General features: G+C 38.8%; 17 protein-coding genes. 10 read left to right on the top strand and 7 right to left on the bottom strand.

All coding sequences use genetic code 11. The features are described from left to right. Positions 1–4: 4 nt before the first annotated feature. Together lolD and H3V01_RS02370 are read right to left on the bottom strand one after the other, a co-directional pair. Entirely contained in the window at positions 5–700 is a 696-nt protein-coding gene (lolD, locus tag H3V01_RS02375) for a lipoprotein-releasing ABC transporter ATP-binding protein LolD (protein ID WP_198185881.1), read from the bottom strand. Further along, positions 693–1,943 (bottom strand): lipoprotein-releasing ABC transporter permease subunit, encoded by a 1,251-nt coding sequence (locus tag H3V01_RS02370; RefSeq protein WP_198185880.1) that lies wholly within the window; start codon positions 1,941–1,943, stop codon positions 693–695. Before H3V01_RS02370 ends, lolD begins: the two co-directional genes overlap by 8 nt. A gap of 470 nt (positions 1,944–2,413) precedes the next feature. Here H3V01_RS02370 and H3V01_RS02365 point away from each other — a divergent pair, with 470 nt between their 5' ends. Together H3V01_RS02365 and H3V01_RS02360 are read left to right on the top strand one after the other, a co-directional pair. Next, entirely contained in the window at positions 2,414–5,191 is a 2,778-nt protein-coding gene (locus tag H3V01_RS02365) for a flavocytochrome c (protein ID WP_198185879.1), read from the top strand. Between the two features lie 24 nt (positions 5,192–5,215). Then, positions 5,216–6,184, top strand: coding sequence for an FAD:protein FMN transferase (locus H3V01_RS02360; RefSeq protein ID WP_198185878.1), 969 nt, complete (start codon positions 5,216–5,218; stop codon positions 6,182–6,184). Between the two features lie 78 nt (positions 6,185–6,262). Here the strand turns inward: H3V01_RS02360 and hisC are convergent, their stop codons facing one another. The 5 genes from hisC to H3V01_RS02335 all read right to left on the bottom strand — a co-directional run bounded on the left by hisC (position 6,263) and on the right by H3V01_RS02335 (position 12,203). Continuing rightward, positions 6,263–7,321 carry a histidinol-phosphate transaminase gene (hisC, locus tag H3V01_RS02355; protein WP_198185877.1) on the bottom strand — a complete coding sequence of 353 codons (1,059 nt, stop codon included), beginning with the start codon at positions 7,319–7,321 and terminating at the stop codon, positions 6,263–6,265. A gap of 81 nt (positions 7,322–7,402) precedes the next feature. Then, the gene (locus H3V01_RS02350; RefSeq protein ID WP_037394002.1) at positions 7,403–8,938 is read right to left on the bottom strand and encodes a SulP family inorganic anion transporter; all 1,536 of its coding nucleotides are present in this window, start codon (positions 8,936–8,938) and stop codon (positions 7,403–7,405) included. A gap of 30 nt (positions 8,939–8,968) precedes the next feature. Continuing rightward, positions 8,969–10,156: a 5-(carboxyamino)imidazole ribonucleotide synthase gene (locus tag H3V01_RS02345; RefSeq protein WP_198185876.1), complete on the bottom strand. Its 1,188-nt coding sequence runs from the start codon at positions 10,154–10,156 to the stop codon at positions 8,969–8,971. A 480-nt stretch (positions 10,157–10,636) separates the two neighbouring features. Beyond that, complete coding sequence (locus H3V01_RS11235; protein WP_198185875.1) at positions 10,637–11,227, bottom strand: ricin-type beta-trefoil lectin domain protein; 591 nt, start codon at positions 11,225–11,227, stop codon at positions 10,637–10,639. A gap of 28 nt (positions 11,228–11,255) precedes the next feature. Further along, positions 11,256–12,203, bottom strand: coding sequence for a class I SAM-dependent methyltransferase (locus H3V01_RS02335; protein ID WP_198185874.1), 948 nt, complete (start codon positions 12,201–12,203; stop codon positions 11,256–11,258). 425 nt (positions 12,204–12,628) lie between these two features. On the opposite strand from H3V01_RS02335, the gene H3V01_RS02330 reads away from it, so the two are divergent. The 8 genes from H3V01_RS02330 (at position 12,629) to H3V01_RS02295 (ending at position 23,165) form a co-directional block, all read left to right on the top strand. Beyond that, complete coding sequence (locus H3V01_RS02330) at positions 12,629–13,960, top strand: DEAD/DEAH box helicase (protein ID WP_078475279.1); 1,332 nt, start codon at positions 12,629–12,631, stop codon at positions 13,958–13,960. Positions 13,961–14,257: 297 nt separating this feature from the next. Then, complete coding sequence (locus H3V01_RS02325; protein ID WP_157785008.1) at positions 14,258–14,398, top strand: hypothetical protein; 141 nt, start codon at positions 14,258–14,260, stop codon at positions 14,396–14,398. A gap of 1,280 nt (positions 14,399–15,678) precedes the next feature. Then, entirely contained in the window at positions 15,679–16,218 is a 540-nt protein-coding gene (locus H3V01_RS02320) for an RNA pyrophosphohydrolase (RefSeq protein WP_037394009.1), read from the top strand. Positions 16,219–16,345: 127 nt separating this feature from the next. Next, positions 16,346–18,322, top strand: a complete 1,977-nt coding sequence (locus H3V01_RS02315) for a DNA topoisomerase IV subunit B (protein ID WP_198185873.1) — start codon at positions 16,346–16,348, stop codon at positions 18,320–18,322. A 608-nt stretch (positions 18,323–18,930) separates the two neighbouring features. Then, a complete protein-coding gene (locus H3V01_RS02310; protein ID WP_025330457.1) occupies positions 18,931–19,293 on the top strand; it encodes a roadblock/LC7 domain-containing protein in 363 nt (120 codons plus the stop codon). 447 nt (positions 19,294–19,740) lie between these two features. Continuing rightward, positions 19,741–20,238 (top strand): PAS domain-containing protein, encoded by a 498-nt coding sequence (locus H3V01_RS02305; protein ID WP_025330456.1) that lies wholly within the window; start codon positions 19,741–19,743, stop codon positions 20,236–20,238. A 1-nt stretch (position 20,239) separates the two neighbouring features. Next, a complete protein-coding gene (locus H3V01_RS02300) occupies positions 20,240–20,986 on the top strand; it encodes a phosphate/phosphite/phosphonate ABC transporter substrate-binding protein (RefSeq protein WP_198185872.1) in 747 nt (248 codons plus the stop codon). A 778-nt stretch (positions 20,987–21,764) separates the two neighbouring features. After that, positions 21,765–23,165, top strand: a complete 1,401-nt coding sequence (locus H3V01_RS02295) for a DHA2 family efflux MFS transporter permease subunit (protein WP_198185871.1) — start codon at positions 21,765–21,767, stop codon at positions 23,163–23,165. Positions 23,166–23,272: the final 107 nt, after the last annotated feature.

Raw genomic sequence — 23,272 nt, 5'->3', positions numbered from 1 at the left:
TACATCAACGAACATTGAATGGTACTAATTTACCATCTGTTACTGTCAATACTTCATCAAAACGTTGAGCAAGCTCATCATCATGGGTAACAACTACCAGACTTGTATTCAGTTCATGTTGTAAATCCAGCATCATATCCAGTACATTGCCGGCATTTTTCCGATCTAGATTGCCTGTAGGTTCATCAGCCAATATACAGGCGGGATGAGTAACCAGTGCACGGGCAATTGCAGCCCGTTGCCGCTCACCGCCAGACAATTCACCGGGGCGGTGGGTCATACGCTGCTTAAGCCCTACTTTATCCAGCATTTCCTTAGCACGTTCTTCTGCCTGAGCCTTCGGTATGCGCCCAATCAGTAAAGGCATCATTACATTTTCCAGCGCAGTAAACTCTGGCAACAAATGATGAAATTGATAAACAAAGCCCAGATATTGGTTACGCAACTGACCTATGGCTTTCTGCCCAAGACGGGTAATATCTTGTCCCATCAGACGTATAGTACCGCTACTGGGTGTATCTAGTCCGCCAAGTAAATGCAGCAAAGTAGATTTTCCGCTTCCGGACGCACCAACTATACTTACACTTTGACCGCATCTGACTTTGAAATCTAAATCATCCAGTACAGATACGTGTAAATGTCCGTCATCATAAGTTTTGCTGACATGCTCACACTCAAGAACATATTCTGGTTTATTCATAGCGCAGAGCCTCCGCCGGCTGAGTTTTGGCGGCACGCCAGCTTGGATATAAAGTAGCAACGAAAGCCAGTAATAATGAAATAACAGCAATCATACACACATCAGAAAATTCCACATCTGAAGGCAGATAGCTTACAAAATACACTTGCGAAGGAATCAGGTGCTTACCCGTCAGATGTTCAAAAAAGGCAACGATCCGGCCAATATTCAGTCCGAGTGTTACACCAAAAAATACACCAAAAAAAGTACCGAAGAATCCGGCTATGGCACCCTGAATCATAAAAATACGCATGACGCCGCCCGGCGAAAGTCCGAGGGTGCGCAATATAGCAATATCAGCCTGTTTTTCGGTAACAGCCATTACTAAAGAGGAAACCAGATTAAAGGCAGCTACAGCAATGATTAATAACAGGATAATAAACATCATCCGTTTTTCCATCTGCACTGCATCAAAATAACTGCGATTTTGAAAAGTCCAGTCGCGAATCCAGATTTCATTGTGAAGTTTTGCCGGTACAATATTTTGAATGACAGACGGGGCATTCTGCGGATCAGCCAGTTTTAAACGCAATCCGCTTACATTATTTCCCAGCCGGTACAATTTCTGTGCATCCGTAATATGAGTTAAAGCAAGTGTATTATCCACTTCATAGATTTTGGTTTTAACTACACCTACTAATGTAAACTGCTTCAGCCTTGGCACCATACCAGCCGGCGTAACATTGCCATCAGGGGTGATAACGGTTATCTTATCTCCGATATTGGCACCCAGTGCATCGGCTAAATCTTTTCCCAGAAGAATACCAAACTCACCCGCCTTAAGATCAGCAAACCCATTTTTGGGCATACCCTGACCATAATCTGCAACTTTACCCTCCAGTTCCGGATCTATTCCGCGTATTTGCACACCACGAACTTCGCCGGCATTAGCAAGCAAAGCCTGATCAGCCACATAAGGAGCTGAGCCCAGTACTTGCGGATTACCTTTAACAAGCTTCTGCAAATCCTGCCAGTGCTGGTCCAGACTATTTTCATAAAATCCCATTTCAGCATGAGGAGCAACACTCAAGAGCTGATTGCGGATTTCTTTTTGGAAACCATTCATAACAGATAAAACAACAATTAATGTTGTCACTCCTAATGCAATACCAACTATTGATACTGCTGTAATGAATGACATAAACCCATTACGTTTTCTGGCACGTAAATAACGTAAACCAATCCATGTTTCCAGAGATGCCATGAGTACTGTATTTCAATAGAAAAAACAGATTGTACCTGAGCGCAGCAGACAAAGTCATGCTTATACAGCAAATACCTGATTATTAATATTTGTAAAAAATTAATTTTTATCTTTTCAGCACGTTAAATAATATTCAGAACCAATACTAATTATGCTTTGCTGATAATATCTATTTCAATAATGAAAACCGCAAAGCCGGATGTGGCTTGTATGAAACAGTATGCAGTACAAACTATTTAATATAAGAGTGGTAGTGAACAATCTCACCCATAGTCAAAGAAGTATTTAAAACTGACCCAAAACAAATTATTTACCCGATTTAACCCGCTTAATTTGATAAACATCAATGCAATATATTATATATATGTCATTGTAATATATAACCCTTTTGCTTAATAGATGATTATTAGCGTTTACGCTACCATATATTTAAGTCTTTTTATCCCGTTCTGATGAACTCGTATCAAAATATGAACAAGCTATCTTCGCCCCTTTTCAATCCGCTGACGTTACCGAATGGTACTGTATTAAAAAACCGTTTAGTTATGGCTCCAATGACAACCTGCTGTGGTTTTTATGATGGAACTGTAACAGATAATCTGATTGATTATTATCGTGAACGTGCCGGCAGTATTGGCACAGTAATTGTTGAATGCGCGTATGTTGATACTTTAGGACCGGCTTTTCCGGGAGCAATAGGCATTCATAATGATGATTGTATCGAAGGTCTGAGCCTGTTAGCCACAGCCATAAAAGAGCGTGGTTCCAAAGCTGTTATACAAATCTATCATGGCGGGCGAATGGTTGAACCGCAATTAATCGGCGGTCAGACACCTGTCTGCCCCAGTGCGATTGCTATTCCGCGTCCGAATGCAACGGTTCCTGTAGCAATGACAGGCGGCGAAGTTGAAGATATGATTGAGAAATTCGGCGAAGCTGTCAGGCGCGCAATTGCCGCAGGTTTTGACGGAATCGAAATACATGGCGCCAATACTTATCTTATCCAGCAGTTTTTTTCACCACACGCCAATCAGCGCCAGGATAAATGGGGCGGCAGCCGCGAAAACCGCGCCCGCTTCCCGCTCGCCATACTTGAAATCAGCCGGCAAATGGCTAAAAAACATGCTTCTAATGAATTTATTATCGGTTACCGGTTTTCACCGGAAGAACTCGAAGTGCCGGGCATTACTTTTGACGATTCATTGTTCCTGCTAGACAAACTTGCTCAAATTGGTCTGGACTATATACATTTTTCAATGGCTGCCACACTGCGGCCATCCATTATTGACAGCAATGATGAAACACCATTAATTGATAAATACATACAATTACGCTCTGCCGTACTGGCTAAGATACCAGTTATCGGCGTCGGTAATGTCGTGAATAAAACTGATGCAGAAACAGCAATGACACATGGCTATGATCTCATCGCTGCAGGGCGCGCCTGTGTGGCCTATTCTGACTGGGCTGAACGCATTCAGAAACATAATAATTTACAGCTATCTATGAACAGCGATCAGCGTACTAACCTGAACATTCCCGAACCATTATGGCGCTTTCCGCTTATTCATAGCATGGTAAGAGAAATCAATACCAGAAAATTCCATGCCGGCACCTATCAGCAAACTGTCAGCGACGATTTTGATAACCAATTTGTCATAAATGTAGAGCTGGGGCAAGACTTTATCAAAGATTTGTCTTTAGTGAATGCCGAAAAACTGGATCATGTTTCTGTACGTAATTTCAATGAAATTAAAGAACGGATTCTGGCAGCCAATAGCCCTTATGTAGATGCAATCAGTGGCGCTACTTCACAATGTGATGCATTTAAAAAAGCTGTAACCAAAGCCATTTCAACCTCATATAAAGTAGCGACAATTGTAGAAGGCGGTGATGCTGATGATAAATCCTGTGACGTAGTCGTCGTCGGAAGCGGCGGTGCCGGACTGGCCGCAGCTATTGAAGCACATGATAAAGGGACTTCAGTAATTATTATTGAAAAAATGCCGGTTATCGGTGGCAATACCAACAAAGCATCCGCAGGTATGAATGCGGCTGAAACCCGCTTTCAGCAACAGGCAGGAATTACCGACCATAAAGAATGGTTTTATAACGAAACCCTAAAAGGCGGTAAAAATAAAAATAACCCGCAATTATTACACTACTTTGTCGAACATGCTCCCGCTGCAATAGACTGGCTGGATGAAAAAGGAATCCGGTTAAATAACCTGACTACCACAGGCGGTATGAGTGTAGACCGCACTCATCGTCCCGATAATGGTGCTGCAGTCGGCGGTTTTCTGATTAGTGGTCTGCTGAAAAATATTAATGACCGCGGGATAGAGGTAATGCTGGATACCTCTGTAACAGATATTGAAATGAAGGACGGGCGCGTTAACGCAGTAATCGTGCGTGACGAAGAAGGAAATGAACAACGCATCAGCACCAAAACAATCATTATTGCAACCGGTGGCTTTGGAGCCAATGCACAGATGGTCACCCATTACCGCCCTGATTTAGCTGATTTTGTCACCACCAATCATAAAGGAGCAACCGGTTCAGGCATTGCTTTATTACAAAAAATTGGTGCCGGCACTGTTGATATGAACGAAATACAGATTCATCCCACAGTAGAGCAAAATACCGCTTATCTGATATCAGAATCCATCCGTGGCGGAGGTGCTATTCTGATATCGCAAAAAGGCAAACGCTTTGTCAATGAACTGGACACACGTGACAAAGTATCCAACAGTATCATTGCCCTTTCTGAACATTATGCCTATATATTATTTGATGAACAGATTTGTGCTGAAAATAAAGCAGCAGAAACCTACATCAGCAAAGGACTGGCGGTAAAAGCCGGCTCACTGGCTGAACTTGCAGAAAAGCTGAATATTAATCCTGATTCTCTCATTACCACAGTAGAGCGCTACAATCATTTTGTAAAACAGCAGTATGATGAAGATTTCGGACGTGCTACCGGCATGCGTCACCAGTTGAACCAGCCATTCTTTTACGCTATCCGCATTGCACCGGGCATTCATCATACTATGGGTGGTGTAACCATCAATACGAAGACAGAAATTCTTGATACTCATGCAGAGATCATTAAAGGTGCTTATGCCGCGGGTGAAGTTGCCGGTGGTGTACATGGAGGTAACCGCATTGGAGGGAACGCCATTGCCGATATCATTATTTTTGGTATTCAGGCCGGTGATCAGGCTGCTGCATATGCTAAAAATCATTAATTACTGATAAATACCTCATCACTTATGTCTGGTACAAGTTACACCTATAGCCAACAGCTAATGGGGACAACGGTTTCCCTGAAACTGTTTGTTGAAAACCTAACCGCAGTCTCTGCCGTTTTTAACGCTATAGAGCAACTGGAAGACCGGTTAACGGTAAACCGCTACCATTCAGAGGTGATGAGCATTAACCATGCTGCCGGCAAACAGCCGGTAGCAGTAAGCAAACTGGTTTTTGATTTAATCAGTCAGGCCAAAGCAGCCAGCCTGTTACCTGACAGCAAGTTTAATTTGGCAATTGGTCCGTTGGTGAAATTATGGAAAATAGGTTTTAACGGACACAGTATTCCCGAAAAAGATGAAATAGGCCGTAGATTAACACTGACTAACCCGCATCATATTAAGCTGAACCGGACAAATCAAACTGTATATTTGGCTAAAGCTGGTATGGAAATTGATTTAGGAGCCATTGCCAAAGGCTATATTGCGGACATTATCAAATTGCTCTTAGCTCAATATAACATTTTTCAGGCAATTATCAATTGCGGAGGTAATGTGCTAACAATCGGCTACTCACCAATTACTGCTGACAAGCAATGGCATATTGGTTTGAAACGCCCTTTTGCCGAGGCAAACAATTTGCTCGGAATCATACATGTCGAAGACAAATCAGTAGTCACTTCCGGCATTTATGAACGCTATTTCATTTCTAACGACCAGCTATATCATCACATCCTAGATCCGCACACCGGCTATCCTCTGAACAATGAGTTGCACAGTGTAACCATCATTTCTGATAACTCATTAACAGGAGATATTTATTCAACTATGTTTTATGGCTTAGGTATCAGACAAGGGTTGAATGAACTGAAAAAAAAGCAAAATATCGGAGTCATATTCGTAACACGAGATAAAAAAATAATCATTCAATCCAATCAGCATTTCACATTTGAATTAACAGCAGATGATTATCAGCTCATCAGCTATTTTTAACTGCATTAACCAAACAAATACCTCTAGATAATAATTTGCATCTTCTTCCAGACCAGCAAAATCAAAATGTATATTTGTCTATGGATTCAGCATTTCTTCCAATACTTCAATCAGCCTTTGCTGCTGTTGCTGTGTTCCGACACTGATTCGTAAAAAATTATTGATTCTTTCCTGAGGAAAATGCCGAACCACTACGCCATGCCTGCGTAATTCAGCAGCAATTTCCACAGCTGTTTTATTTTTATGACTTGCAAAGACAAAATTGGCCTGCGAAGGTAAAACCTCAAATCCGAGCTGAGACAGATGTTTAATCAGCCAGATACGGTTTTCAATAACTTTGGCACAAGTTGAGCGAAAATAATTTTCATCTTCGAATGCCGCAATAGCGCCTGCTTGTGCTAAACGATCAAGCGGATAAGAATTGAAACTGTTTTTAACCCGCTCAAGTCCTTCAATCAGCTCTGCTTGCCCTAGTGCAAGACCAACCCGCATACCGGCAAGCGAACGAGATTTTGAAAGTGTCTGCACCACAAGCAGATTAGGATAATCAGCAATCAGTGCCACTGCAGATTCACCGCCAAAGTCAATATAGGCCTCATCTACCAGTACCACACAGTCCGGATTGGCTTGTAATATCTGCTCAACCTGAGCCAGAGGCAAAATACATCCGGTAGGTGCATTCGGATTAGGAAAAACAACTCCGGCCTGAGCACCATAATAATCGGCTGGATTAATAGCGAAGTGCTCATCAAGCGGGATATAACGGGCTTCAACATCATATAACTGACAATAGACCGGATAAAAACTATAACTGATATCGGGTAATAATAATTGTTGTTTTCCCTGAAAAAAAGCAGCAAATGCCTGAGCCAGTACTTCGTCCGAACCATTACCCACAAAAATCTGCTCCCTGGACAAACCATAATAATCAGCAATGGTCTGTTTTAATCTATCTGCATTCGGATCAGGATATAAACGCAAATCTTCAGTAGCAGCCTGCATTGCTTTTAATACCAATGGAGAAGGCGGAAATGGATTTTCATTAGTATTCAGTTTAACCAGATTAGCTATTTTGGGCTGCTCTCCGGGTACATAAGGTTGCAGCTGTCTGGTTTTCTCACTCCAGAATTTACTCATCTTCTCTCCAGCCTGAATAAAATATTCAGTATTAAAATCTCAGAACTGACATTCATATCAACAATTATCATATTGAGCAAATCATGCTATTACAGGACCATTATTATACTTATGACATATTAACAAAGATTCAGCACTGAGGGTACTGAATTGCTCGGCTGATAAATAATCCAGCTTTTTAGCAATAAGTATACGGTATGTTTTTTCATTCAGACCACATACAAATAACATTTTTTCCTGCTGATGCAATCTGCGGGCAAGAGCTTGTAAATGAAAAAATACAGTTACATCAGCATGACAGCCTGCACTCATATCCAGATATATTTTTTTAATATCCAGCGTATTAATAAGAAGATAGCTTTTATTCAGCAGCGTGCTGACATTAGCAAACAATAATATCTGCGGTAAAATGATAACCGCTTCTTGCGCAATAATCTGAACTTCAGGCAATAAAACCGGCCAGGCATGCATCCGGAGTGAATACCAGCACATTACTATCAGAGCAAAAGAAATCACCAGCCACAAACCCGTACAGACACCAAACAGAATAATCAGTATGGCAGATATACACAGCCACAATAAATCGCTCCATTGCCAGCAATATAAACGTAATTCACACCAGTTAATCTGAACACAAATAACATATAACGCAATTACTGCCAGCACCGGTAATGGTACATATGCCAGCCATGACCAGCAAAAAATCAGTGCCATAAGCAATAACATTGCTATCAGCGTATTACGCTTAATCCTGAGAACCTCATCAGCTATGTAGCCTAAACTGATTACCATACCTCCGGTGAATGCTGTCAGAATATTACTAAAACCAACCAGGCCAACATTACGCCTGAACTGATTAGATAAATACTGACAACTTTCCATATATATTAATAGTGCTATTGTGGCACTTAAAAAAAACAATAATGGCCAGTCAGCATGTACGGGATTCATAAATGGCCAGAGCTGCACATTTTGCTGAACCGGAGTAGCAATTCCGACTAGCGCAAACGGCCATATATAACTGAGAATCCATACCAGTAATAATACCCATAAAGCCTTGGGCTGAGTTTTACTTCTCCATAATACCAGCAAGGCAAATGATAAACCGGCCAAAACCACACTTGGCCAGTTCCAGCCTTGCCAATCAATCAGCAGTTCCCACATTCCCTGCCATGAACTATTATTGGCCTGCACACCTAAAATGACCGGAAAAAGCATGACAATCAGAGTCAGCGTCATACCCAAACCAATACCATGCCAGACTGGCCGTGCAATCCAGTTCAGACAATGTTTGGGTAATATCAGTGACATCAATAATAACCAGCCACCGGTAAACAGCGTAAGTAAACTGGCCACAGCAATACGTTCACTGACTACACCTGCATAATAGGCTATTGCCGCCATCAGCATTAGTGCGGAAAAAGGTGATGGTGTTAATAATATTTTTTTACTACCGCCCAAAAGCAGACTGCATAACAAAGCACACATCACACCTGCAATTGCCATAGAAACAGGTAAACCGGCAATACCAGCACAGGCTAGGGCCATTGGCAGGACATATCCCAATAATTTCCAGCCAGAAGAAAACCACGCCAATGGAGACAGTTTTGTGCTCATCAGTTTCAAGGTATTATCCTTTTGTCCATGTCAACAGGATTTATCTAAAGCAGTCGAGCAAGAATTTTGAGCTGAGTTTTGCAAGTGAAGATGAAGATCGAGTGCTGTCTGCCATGCCTGATCAGGGTTATCAGCCAGAACAGTAAAATGTCCCATTTTACGGCCGGGTCTCACCTGTTTTTTACCATACAGATGTAAACAGGCAGTTTTATGATTCAGAACAGCACTCCAGTCCGGTTCGCCGTTTTCAGGCCAGACATCACCAAGAATATTCGCCATACAGCAGGGCTTTAATAAATCTGAGGCTGCCGGAGGCAAACCACACATTAATCTTACCTGCTGCTGAAACTGATCAGAAATACAGGCATCTAAAGTGTAATGACCTGAATTATGCGGCCGGGGAGCAATTTCATTAACAATCAACTGCATATCATTGCCTACAACAAACATCTCAACTGCTAGAACCCCTTGATAATTCATGGCCTGAGCCAGCTTAAAAGCCATATTTTCAGCCTGCTTTAATATAGCCTGAGGTAGCCTTGCCGGTACTAATGAGTACGCCAGAATACCATTTTTATGCTGATTTTCTGCGGGCGGAAAACATACTGCATACTGATTATTCAGACGGGCAACCACTACTGATATTTCAGCACGCAAATCTACTTTTTTTTCCAGCACACAGCGCACATGTTGCAATTGAGTAAAAGCTTCACGCAATTCAGCGATAGAATCAACTGTTTTCTGTCCTTTTCCGTCATAACCCAGAGTAGCTGTTTTCAGAATACCCGGTAACAATTTTTTCAGAGAATCATTAATATCAGATTCTGTGCTGATAACAGTATAAGGCACGGTAACCAGACCGGCGCGGTCAATCCATTCTTTTTCCTGCTGCCTGTCCTGAGCAATCGCAACACAATCACCCGAGGGCGATACAACCGTATATTGTGCCAGCCAGTGCATTGAATCAGCACTTACATTTTCAAATTCAGTCGTAACAGCAGCACATTTGGCCATATGCTGCAAAGCATCAGCATCATCGAATGCGGAACACAAATGTCTGTCAGCAAACTGTGCTGCTGGCGCATTCGGATCAGGATCCAGAACCGTTACCTGATAACCCATTGTCTTAGCAGCTACCGTAAACATTGCACCCAGCTGGCCGCCACCCAGAATACCCAGCATCGCCGGCGGCAGAATACAGGAAGAAAAACGAGACATAGTGGTATTAAATTACCTTACCAAGAATATAAATAAAATTAGCTGAAATCAAAAATTCCTGCAATGAAAGTCATCAGTATGAAACCGCCTTTTCTCATACATATTTGTTATATTTTTACCTGATAAATCAAATTAATAGCTTAATTACCACTTCTTTAGCAGCTATTACTCCACCAGTGAAACCACTGAAACAGGCAAAGTTTACACAGGCACAACATAAATAAAACTGATGTCCGTATTTATGATTATGAAAATAAAAACAAATTTTTCAATAAATTTAAAGCAATTTCATTAAGCATTATCTTAACATAATAAAATATAACATTACATAAACATGTAGAATTATATTTAAGTCAAAGTTATTTACTTTTACTAAACTTATCAACTAAACAAAATATTACAAACATAGATTCGCATTATAAAATATAACAATAATTTTTATTGGATATATTTATTATATTAACAAATCTGTAAACAGATTTAATGAAACTGCTGACTTCTATCATTACTGCAAGGCCGCAATTGTAAATATCCTTGTGAACCATCCACACATAAATTACTGTTTCTGTCACGAATTTGTCTGCCTGTAAGCAACCAGTTATTGTTCCTGTCCGGCTCACAGGAAACAGTCCCTACTGAATGATTTTTCACCGCAAGACAACGATTATTCAGCCATACCTGTCCCTGATGAAAATAAAAAGCCTCGCTGATTTCACCACCGGCACAGGAATCGAGTGCTACCGACTGCCAGACCGAAGACATGCCGTCATTACGCAGACAGCCATGGCTTACTGGCCGTAAACTAATACTGGATGCAATAGGATAAACTGGCGGATACGGAAGTGCAGCAGGATAAACCGGCGTATCCGTATAAATCACTGTTGCACCGGCAGGAGCATCAATATGTACTGTTTTATTAATGGTTGTAGTTGATGAAACGGGTAAATCGACATAAACATGACGTTCGCCACGACCTGAATGGTAGATAACAGCGGCCTCAGCTACAGAAAATAACCACTCTGACAAACTCAATACACCAAAAACTAAAAATAATTGTATAGCCCGAATCATTTTTATCTCCCGCAAATTGACCTTTTGATTAACGATGCCGGATTTCCCAACATTGATGAATACGAGTATTGCGAAAATCTTCAGGTATTGTTTTTCTGGAAATATTATTTACATCATAACGTTGCTCCAGAACCGGATCTAAAGTAAAACTACGCAGATTATTTGAAAAATACAAACTACCCTGTTTCGATAATAAACGCATTGCACCATCTATCAGTTTTTCCTGATCCCGCTGAATATCCAGAATATCCAGCATTTTCTTACTATTTGAGAAACTTGGCGGATCCATTACAATCAAATCAAACTGTTTGTGATCTTCAACAGCTTTCTGCAAATATTGAAATACATCAGCACGAACAATCTGATGAGCCTGCATATCCAGCCCGTTCAATTCAAAATTTCGTTGTGCCCATTGCAGATAAGTATTCGAGAGATCTACAGTTTCGCTGAATAAAGCACCGCCAGTTGCAGCATATACTGAAAAACTGCCTGTATAAGCAAATAAATTCAAAAATCGTTTTCCCGCCGCTATATTGCCTATTTTCTGGCGAGTATTACGATGATCAAGAAATAAACCTGTATCCAGATATTTATCCAGATTCACCCAGAATGCACGCCCATGCTCATGAATTACAAAATCCGTACCCGTAACATCAGTTTTTTCATACTGATCTTTACCTTTTTGCCTTTGTCTTTTTTTCACATGAATATGTTCTTTAGGCAGACCAGTCACAAATAAAACAGCCTCTACTACTTCAGCCAACCATTTTTCATAGTCTGTCTTATGCATCAACCAGCCCGTATCATATTCTTGTAAATGTACATGATCGGCATAAATGTCAGCAGCAAATGGATACTGTGGAATATCCCGGTCATACATACGCCATGCCTCTATATCCTGACGTTGTGCCCATTTACGTAAATGCTTAATATTTTTGCCCAGACGATTGACAAAAGCACCAATATCTTCACTCATAAATAAAATTTTACATTTCTGCAATAAATACACTAACAGTCACATTGTAACGGAAAAAACCACAGAAACCTTCGCACATTTACATATATAGATATAATAGTGCTCTTGCTTAAAAAGACCATATCTCTTATAATTAAAAAGATAATATTTGAAACCATCGTTTGCAACCTTATTAAATACAGCGAATTCATTATTACTTTAATAGTTTTGTAATGCCGCTCACCCAACACCCGCAGCAATGCGTACGTTGTCTGGTTGTTGTCGATGTATAAAATACCTAAACACACACACTTACGACAACCAATTGCTATCTTTCCTTTGTTATTTTCTTTTTGGCTTAAGCTAGCAACAGTTCCCTGTAATCTAATTTCACATCAATAAACTAGATTATCACGTTTGGTTGCTCGTTTAACCAAAGGAAAATCATGACATTGTCTTTTTCAGATTTAAAACTAGACAAACAGCTTACCAATGCACTCACTGCTGCCGGCTACGAAAATCCAACACCAGTACAACTTGAATCTATTCCGGCAGTTCTGGATAACCAGGATTTAATGGTTTCCGCCCAAACCGGTTCTGGAAAAACAGCCGCATTTTTATTACCAACACTGCAAAAACTACTCAAACGCAGTGAAAAATCAGGCAAAGGCCCGCGAGCTCTGGTATTAACACCCACACGCGAACTTGCTCAACAGGTTGAAAAAAACGCTCAGATTTATGGTAAAAACATGCCTTGGCTGCGCACAGTAACATTGGTAGGCGGTACAGCTTTCGGTCAGCAAATCCGTGCATTATCCCGTCCGATTGATCTTATCGTAGCTACTCCGGGACGTCTGATGGATCACATGCGTCAGGGACGCATTGATTTTGGCCGGCTGGAAGTACTTATTCTGGATGAAGCAGACAGAATGCTGGATATGGGTTTTATTGATGATATTGAGACCATAGTTGCCGCAACTCCTGCTGAACGTCAGACCCTGTTATTTTCAGCAACCTGGGATGGCATGGTAGGTAAACTTGCCGAAAAATTAACACATCAGCCGCAAAAAATCGATATTGCCCGGGAAGAAAAACAAGGCAAAATTGATGAAAAACTGTATTACTGTGATGACATCCGGCATAAAAACCGTCTGCTTGATCATCTGTTGCGTGATACCAGTATTGATCAGGCAGTAATATTTACTGCCACCAAAGCTATGTCTGAACAGCTGGCTGATGAACTTTATGAAAAAGGCTTTTCGGCTAACTGTCTGCATGGCGATATGCCACAAGGCTGGCGTAACCGTACATTAATGGATTTACGCAAAGGCCGGATTAAAATACTAGTGGCTACTGATGTTGCCGCCCGTGGTATTGATGTACCAACCATTACACATGTCATTAATTATGATTTACCTAAGCAGGCTGAAGACTATGTACATCGTATCGGTCGTACAGGCCGTGCTGGCCGAACCGGTCTGGCCATTACTTTTGCTGAAGTAAACGAGTATATTAAAGTACATAAAATTGAACGCTACCTAAACCGTAAACTACCTGAGCAAACTATTGCCGGTATGGAACCGACACGTAAACGTGCTGGTAAAATAGCGAATAAAGGTCGCCGCTCCTATGGTAATCACAACAAAAATGGTAACTGGAATGCAAACCGCCGTCAGTCTGGCGAACAGCAACCAAACCGTTCCCGCCAGAACATTCCGGCTGCCCGTCAGAGAAACAGTCAGCCAAACAGACGTAGTAATAGCCAACCCAAGCAATAAGCTCCTCACTTTATCGTAATAAAAGGTCAGGCTACTGATTCAGGCCTGACCTTTTAACAATTCTGCGGTTTTTCTATTTATCATTTCCTCTCAATTTAAAGACAAACATACATCACCGTCTTGCAATATTCTGTTATATCTTATATATTGTTTAATGAACTAATAAATTATTACGTTAAAAACAATATCCGAACTGATAACTGATCTGCATTATTAATTTATCAGTAAACTTATACTTCCAAGTTATAAATGACAACAGTTGGTGCCCCACACCAGCAAGCGAGAAAGGATTTAACTATGCAACATCGTCGTAGATTACAAATTTTTCAGGCAGCTAAACGCGCTGCTTTTTATCAACATACTCAGGCTGTAAATGGCAAAGAGCAAACTCCTGAAAATGAAAAAGCCATTCACAATTTCGAACCTGTTCATCAATAAAATTTTTGCTAATAAAGAGCCCTATCTGTAGAGATAGGGCTCTTTTTATGTATGCTCTCTTTAATTCAAACTATAAATAATATTTTCGGAAAAATTATTAACAGTATCAAATACCTATAAACTCTTTACATTTTATTTATAATAAAATTTAAAATATAAAAAGATTGCAGTAATGTGGATTCTTTTCGGCTGAATTTGTTTTAATTCAATTATTAAGTACAGATTCAATTATTATAAATCGGTATGAAAATATTTTTTAATCAGTTATTAATTAGTATATTTAACCACATTAAATTAAATAAATTTTTATAAATCAAACGATTGCCTATACAATAAATATTATTATATCTTAGTCCTAAAATTGAATATTTCTGTGCTAAAATAAAAATATTAAATTTCTCTGCACCTGCATTCATTTTGTAAATGACTTTATTTCGACCAGATAGACATTTTTATCTTTTATATACCGTCCCACAATTTCAACCTTTTCAAGATTAAGCCCCAAGGGCGATATGAATTATCATCAGCTATACCAGTCACTATGCTATAAATTTAACTACCCTAACTACAACATTGCTTTTCTTTTAGACAATTAATTTTATGATAATTGATTAATATTAATGACTTTTTCAATTTAATATACCCTTACCAACTGTTCAATCATTCATAGATTTAACAGAATAGCCTTATTTAAAATATTAGAATGAAAATAAGCAGAACATTAGAAATAATGATTTACCTGTTTATCAACATAAAATTATCATCTTTCTGAGAGTATTGGAAATTAGAAAAATATTTGGAGAAATAATTTTTGTATATCGTTTATCCCGAACGACTATATAATCCCAATGATCTTCTATTCATAGATAAAGATAGATACGTTTTTTTACGCTCTTAACTGATTTGATATTTACTCAGTTATTTAGTTTCTGATAACTATAAATAAAATATAATGCAAACAAATATATTCTATCGATACAAATAAATAACCTCGCTGAATTTTTCATGCATCAGTTCGAATTGAAGCATAACAATTAATAACTAGACGATTAAATACCCAACTTGAATGATTAAAACTAACCCAGATATATAATTAATCTTTATTGTTAGACTTCACCAATATTATTCATAAATAAATCCTGATTTTTAACTGAAAACCTCATACATGCCAATATAATATAAAAATTTACTTAATTAAATTTGATATTTCACATTTAATCCTTACTAGTCTCACTGCCTGATTTGTGCGAAAATTCAATTTATTTATTGGGCGAACTACCATGTTAGACAGAGAAGGTTATCGCCCCAATGTCGGGATAATCATTACTAACGACCGTAACGAAGTTTTTTGGGGCAAGCGTGTACATGAACACTCTTGGCAGTTTCCGCAAGGCGGTATTAAGCCGGGTGAAAGCCCGGAAGCCGCCATGTATCGTGAGCTCATGGAAGAAGTCGGCCTGCTGCCGCATCATGTCAAAATAATCGGACGCACCCGGGACTGGTTACGTTATGATGTACCTACACATTGGATCAAACGCGAATGGCGAGGTTCTTATAAAGGCCAAAAACAGATCTGGTATTTGCTGCGCCTGACCGGACGGGAAAGTGATGTTCATCTGCGAGCAACCCATCATCCTGAATTTGATGCATGGCGCTGGCACCAATACTGGGCCCCTGTTGATGAAGTTATTGAATTCAAAAGAAATGTCTATCTGAATGCATTACACGAGCTTTCACGCTTTTTACACGAACTGCCCAGCTGGACTGAATTTGTTCAAACTCGACAAAATCATGATGATAAATACTCACTGGCAGAATGATGGCCTGTGAATAGTTCTGTATTGAAGATTCCGCCAAAATTCTGAATCTGAAACAAATTACCGAAAAAATAAATTTTTTACGGTAATTTGTTTTATATTGCGATTAATACTTATCTAAAAATAAATTATGAGCAAATCCACAACTTATGATGAATCCAGTGTCACCGTTCTGAAAGGACTGGCACCGGTTAAAGAACGCCCTGGTATGTATACCAGAACGGATAGCCCTACTCATATCATTCAGGAAGTAATTGATAATGCCGCAGACGAAGCTCTGGGCGGCTATGCACAAAATATCGATGTTACTCTGAATCCCGATGGATCCGTTACCGTCAGAGACAATGGTCGCGGCATTCCCACCGGATTACACCCAACCGAAAAAGTACCCGTAGTTGAACTGGTTTTCACCCAACTTCATGCTGGTGGTAAATTCAATAAAAAAAGCGGCGACGGTGCTTATGCTTTTTCAGGTGGCTTACATGGTGTAGGCGTTTCCGTGACCAATGCACTGTCTTCCCGGCTTGAAGTTACTGTTAAAAGAACCGGAAATATTTACCATATTGCCTTTGCTGGTGGTGACGTCATTAAACCTTTGTCTGTAACCGGTAAATGCGCCGTTAAAGACAGTGGTACCGAAGTTCGTATCTGGCCTGACGGACATTACTTCGATAATCCGCAATACAATCTGCCGGAACTGGAACGCAATTTACGTGCCAAAGCAGTTTTATTACCCGGCGTGAATGTTACCCTTACCCGCTACCAGAATGCTACGGATGAAGCTCAGACACAAAACTGGCATTATCCGAATGGCCTGAAAAGCTATTTACTTGACTTACTCTCAGACAGCCAGACTGCCACGCCCATTTTCTCCAGTGAAAATTATTTAAACTCAAATCATGGAACTGATTTTAATCAGGGTGAAGGTGCAGCTTTCGCTCTGACATGGCTGGAAGACGGACATACACCAAGTGAAAGCTACGTTAATCTGATCCCTACCGCGTTAGGCGGCACTCATGAAGCCGGGCTGAAACAGGCAGTTTTTCACGCTGTAAACAACTTTATCAATCATCATAATTTACTTCCGCGCGGCGTAAAACTACAGTCAGACGATGTTTTTTCACGCGTTGCCTTTATTCTCTCAGCACGGCTGCTCGACCCTCAGTTTCAAGGGCAGACAAAAGACAAATTAACCAGTCGTGATGCACTCAAACTGGTAGCGGCAGTATGTAGTGATCCATTAGAACTCTGGTTAAACCAGAATATAGATACAGGTAAAAAAATAGCTGAACTGGCTATTAGTCAGGCTCAGGCGCGAATGCGTTCAACTAAAAAAATTGAAAAGAAAAAAGGTTCTGGCGTAGCTGTTTTACCAGGCAAACTTACTGACTGCGAAAGTGAAGACATCCGAGAAAATGAATTGTTTCTGGTAGAAGGTGATTCAGCCGGCGGCTCAGCCAAACTGGCACGGGATAAAAATACTCAGGCAATTCTTCCATTGCGCGGTAAAGTTTTAAACAGTTTTGAAATTCATCGTGACCAATTGTTTGGTAATGCAGAAATACATGATATTTCTGTTGCCATCGGAGTAGACCCCCACGGGAAAAACGATAATCCTGATTTATCTGGCTTACGCTATGGAAAAATAGCCATTTTATCAGATGCCGATGTTGATGGTGCTCATATACAGGTTCTATTACTTACCTTATTTTATACCCATTTCCCGCGACTGATAGAGGCCGGACACATTTATGTTGCCCAACCACCACTTTTTCGTATAGATGTAAATGCACAGGGTAAAAGCAAACCTGCACGCAAGATTTATGCTCAGGACGAGGCAGAACTGGACAGCATTAAAGACAGACTGCAACTAGAAAAAAGTACTTATCACATAAATCGCTTTAAAGGTTTAGGCGAAATGAATCCTGATCAGCTCAAGGATACTACCATGAATCCGGATACACGCCGTCTGTTGCAAGTACATATTCCCGATGAAGAAAACAGTGAAACCCGAAATATTTTTATCAAATTAATGGGAAAAGGTGAAGCAGCTTCCAGAAGAGTATGGATGGAAGCTGAAGGAGATAAAGTAGAAGCCGATATTTGAAATTAATCTAACAAACAGGTTGTTTATCATATTAAGAACAACCTGTTTAAATTAATTTATATATTAAACAACAAAATAAACATAATTAACATTATCAAACTATAAAGGCATTAATTTCACTTAACTGTCTTTTTGATAAATAACATTAATTTAAATTTGTAAAATATATAAGCAAACTTACAACACACTATTAATTTATATATTAATATACACTAAAAAAGTAAGATTTTATTATTTAAAACAATTTATTTACCATTAAGTTAAGCATAGAATTAAACATATATTCGCAGTCTTAATAGCATATAAAATATAAAAAATGAGATAACATTTGATAAATATCAAACTTTAGCTAAGTTGACCGGATTATATTACGCAATCTCCTATTCAAAATGCTATAATTTCATTTACATTTCAATAGAATTCAATAAACTGTAACAATAGTTTTCATTGCTCTGAATAATTATAGATAAGCAAGAAAACTAAAGAAATGTAAATAAAATAGAAAACTTAAATAAAGATAATTAATAAAATTTAATAACATTTTTTTGCAAAAAAATTCACCCATCTTTATAATTGACAAAGTTACAGTCAATTTAAGAGGAATTTTCATGAAATATGATTTCATCGAAGGCGTATTGAAAACCCTGAACAGTACACCCGACATTACATCTTCAGCAGTTATCTCAACCGATGGTTTGCCAATTGCTTCAGCTTTGCAGAGTGGCATGGATGAAGACCGTATCGGTGCAATGGCTGCAGCATTACTGTCTCTGGGTAATCGTTCTGCAAAAGAAGTATTAAAAGGTACTCTGGACAACACCATTATTCACACTGATAAAGGCTACATGCTGCTGTTTCAGGCCTCTGAAGCTATTCTGTTAACCATTACTACCACTCATGAAGCCAAATTAGGTCTGATTCTGTTTGAAGCTAAACGGGCATTGAAAGAATTAGCTGACCATTTTGGTTAATAATCAATTTGCTTGATCTGAAATATGCAATGCTATTTAAATACCCGCTCATGCAAATTTGAAATTAACACGTTTTATTACAGTTTATAATACTGTAAAAATAAGCTTTAAAATCAGGCACTACCCTTATATCCGGATATTTTCTGAATTCTGACTAAATTGCTGTTAGTCAAACCTAAAGAAAACTAAAGCTAAAACAAAATTTATTGCATGAAAGGGCGTTTAAATGTTTTATAACTATATTGAAACGCATCGCATATATGTATTGGGTAATATTTAAAAATCCCGATTGTATGCATTTCCAGAAATTTATATTAGCAGTAAATTTATTAAAGCAGAAAGAATAAATTACTGTAAAAACATAAAAAATCTGAAATGCATTTCTATTAAGCACACACTCATTCTTTATCAGATTAAACCAAAATTGAAGGACAGATAAATATGGATATGAGTCGTTGGATTCAGCCAAAGCCTGAAGGTGAATTTTCAGAGTATAAAATTAAGCATTATCAGCAAGACGGAGAATCAACAGTATATGTAACTCATCAGGAATTTCCTTATCCTGATGGTGCTTTAATTGTATCACGTACAGATCTTAACGGTATTATCACGCATGCCAATGACGTCTTTGTTGATATCAGTGGCTGGACACGTGATGAAATTATTGGTGCTCCACACTGTTTGTTACGTCATCCTGACATGCCCAAAGCTCCATTTGCCGATATGTGGGAAACCTTGCAAAGAGGCGAACGCTGGTACGGTTATGTTAAAAACTTACGAAAAGATGGCGGCCATTACTGGGTATACGCCACTGTAATTCCGAACTTACGTCAAGGCAAAGTGATTGGCTATAGCTCAATTCGTCGCAAACCAAGCCGTGAACGTGTTAACGAAATGAGTGCCAAGTATGTAGAAATGCTGAAAACTGAACAGGAAGGAAAATAATATGCTGAGTTTAATGGTTGTACCCGATTATTTGCCTGATCAGTTCAGCACCTGGTATTTGCTGAATAATTACCTGCAAAAGAAAAGCGATCAGAATATTTCTCTGATTATGCCTCCTTCATTTGATGAAGTAAAAGCACAGCAAGATAAAGAAAAAGTCTCTATGCTTTTTGTTAATCCGTTTGCTGCTGGTAATTATGTACGTGAACAAGGTTATTTACCACTGGTTAAACCTAAAAATCAACCAGATGAGATTGTAATTGTTACTGCTGCTGATTCAGAAATTAATGCTATTGAAGAGCTGAAAGGTACTGTTGAACTGGCTCTTTCCAATAATGAAGATGCCAACTTTATTGGTTTGCGTTTGCTTGAACCGGCTAATCTGAGCGATGATGAGCTGGTTATCAATCGTAAAGATAACTTCCTCATGGTAGCTTCCAGCGTTATCCGCCAGCAGGCAAAAATTGGCATTATTCAAGCTGAAGTATATGACAGCTTTAATTCTGTAACCAAAGATCAGTTAAAAGTATTACTGAAAAGCCGGATTAATGAAGTATCTCATGTCATGTTATATCATAAAGATATAGCTGATAAAGTAGAGCCGTTAAGAGAGATATTATGCAAAATGGCAGAAGATTCTGATGGCGCTACTATTGTTAAAGCATTGAGTTTTCCAGAAGGCTTTATCGGACTATCTGAAGAAGACATGGAATTCATGATTGATGTTGTAGATACATTACGTATGTAAGTCTATAACAGTATTCTAGGCCGTGTTAGCTTTATTAAGCTAACACGGTTTATTTTATGTCTAACTTTTTTCTTTTATATAAACAGAGTAGATATTATCCATGTACAACATATATCAATTTTTTTGAGATTTATTCAATACTTTCTCATTTTTAAATTATCCGCCTTTGTCTAAAATTTTTTTACAAACCGGATACTAAAAGTAAGCTTGTACTTAACAGCATCTGCAATAATAAATTTATCTAATATTCATAATGATATATATACACAATGACTATTATTTAATATATCTGAATATTTTGTTTTTTACGCTAAATTTATAATAATTACTTTGTATGTTTGTTAGTTTTTTCCATTGTAGTGAAGCAATGTCTCCTCTGATAAACAATTTTAACAAATTTAAATAACAGTTATATCGTAAGTTATCCATATACTGGCATTTTTCACCAGACTTACATACAAGCTTAAATATAATTCAGAAAAAATAAAATAATATCTATCTATACAATTATCCGAATATTATAAACAAACTCAACAAACCTATGTTTTATAAAATTACTTATCAGAATTTGGTAATGCATGCCTGATCCGTATTATTAATCTGCCATAATAAAACATATGTCAACCCTAAAGCATAAACACTTGTTATATACATTTATTATCTTAAAATTATGAATATAAAATATATATTTTCATAAATTTATGCTTTTATATTAACAAAATGATGCATCACATGAGTCTGTTATAATAAATGAATCCATTATTGATAAACAGCAATTATGGCTACTATTAACGACAGTAAACCCTCACGCTTTTTGCCCATTTTGTTGGCAATAGCCATTTTTATGCAGCAGCTGGATGCTACTATCCTGAATACTGCTCTGCCCTCAATGGCTGCCGATCTGGGGCAGTCACCGCTTAATATGCAATCTGCAATTATTGCCTATGCGCTAACACTAGCAATAATGATGCCTCTGTCTGGTTTTCTGTCGGATAAATTAGGAACACGTAAACTCTTTATGGGTTCTATGGTCATATTTATTATTGGCTCTGTACTGTGTGCTGCAAGTAATAATCTGGCTTTGCTGGTACTGGCCAGAATCATTCAGGGTTTTGGGGGCGCAATGCTAACACCGGTAGCCCGTTTAACCATGATGCAGGCTTACGACCGCTCTAAACTCATAACTGTTATGAATTATGCCATCATGCCGGCACTGATCGGCCCAGTACTGGGACCGATTATTGGTGGCTATCTTGTGGTATATACCAGCTGGCACTGGATATTTTTGCTTAATGTACCGATAGGGTTATTAGGACTACTGGTTACCTGGTATATCATGCCCAATTTTAACCGGCCGGCAAATTACTTTGATGGATTAGGTTTCTTTCTGTTTTCGGCATCTGCTTTTTGCATGACGCTTACTTTTGAAACCATGTCACATGCTAACAATATTTTATTTGGCTGTATGATGGCTATTGCAGGTATTGGCGCTTTATTTGCCTATCTTGCTCATGCACGCCAGAACAACCGTGCTTTGTATCCTCCGCATTTAATTCTGGTGCGTACATTTCGTCTGGGGCTGGCAGGTAACTTAGTAAGCCGTCTTGGCATGAGCGCCCTGCCTTTATTATTACCTTTATTATTTCAGGTTGCTTTTAACTATAATGCGGTAAATTCAGGCTGGCTGCTGATGCCTCTTGCTTTGGCGGCTATACTTGCCAAACCTTTTCTAAAACCTTTAATGAATCATTTTGGTTATCGTAATACCCTCTCATGGAATACACGTATTATCGGTATACTGATTATGTCACTCGCTTTAATCAGTGCCAGTACACCGCAATGGTTGATATTATTACATCTGTGTATTTTGGGTGCCTGCAACTCTTTGCAATTTACTGGTATGAATACCATTACACTGGCTGATTTACGTCCTAATCAGGTTAGTAGCGGCACCAGTCTGATGGCTGTTAACCAGCAACTGGCATTAAGTTTCGGTATAGCAATTGGCGCATTACTTTTGCAATCTTTCAGTCGTGCCAGCTTTATCAATCACAATATTACTACCGCGTTTCGCATTACTTTTATTATTCTCGGCGTGTTCACTCTGCTTTCAAGCTGGATATTTGCCCGTCTGCATTCAACTGACGGTGCTAATCTGCTTTCAAAAGAAAATGCATAGATTAACAATTTTCTGAATTTTGACAAAAAAATTACTTATCCACCTGATATTGTTATTAAATCAAAGGATAATATCAAACTAAAAGTAATTTTTAATACAAAACTAAT

This window comes from Snodgrassella sp. M0351 (genome assembly GCF_016100575.1).
Lineage (GTDB): Bacteria > Pseudomonadota > Gammaproteobacteria > Burkholderiales > Neisseriaceae > Snodgrassella > Snodgrassella alvi.
This window is presented reverse-complemented; position numbering and strand designations above follow the sequence as displayed.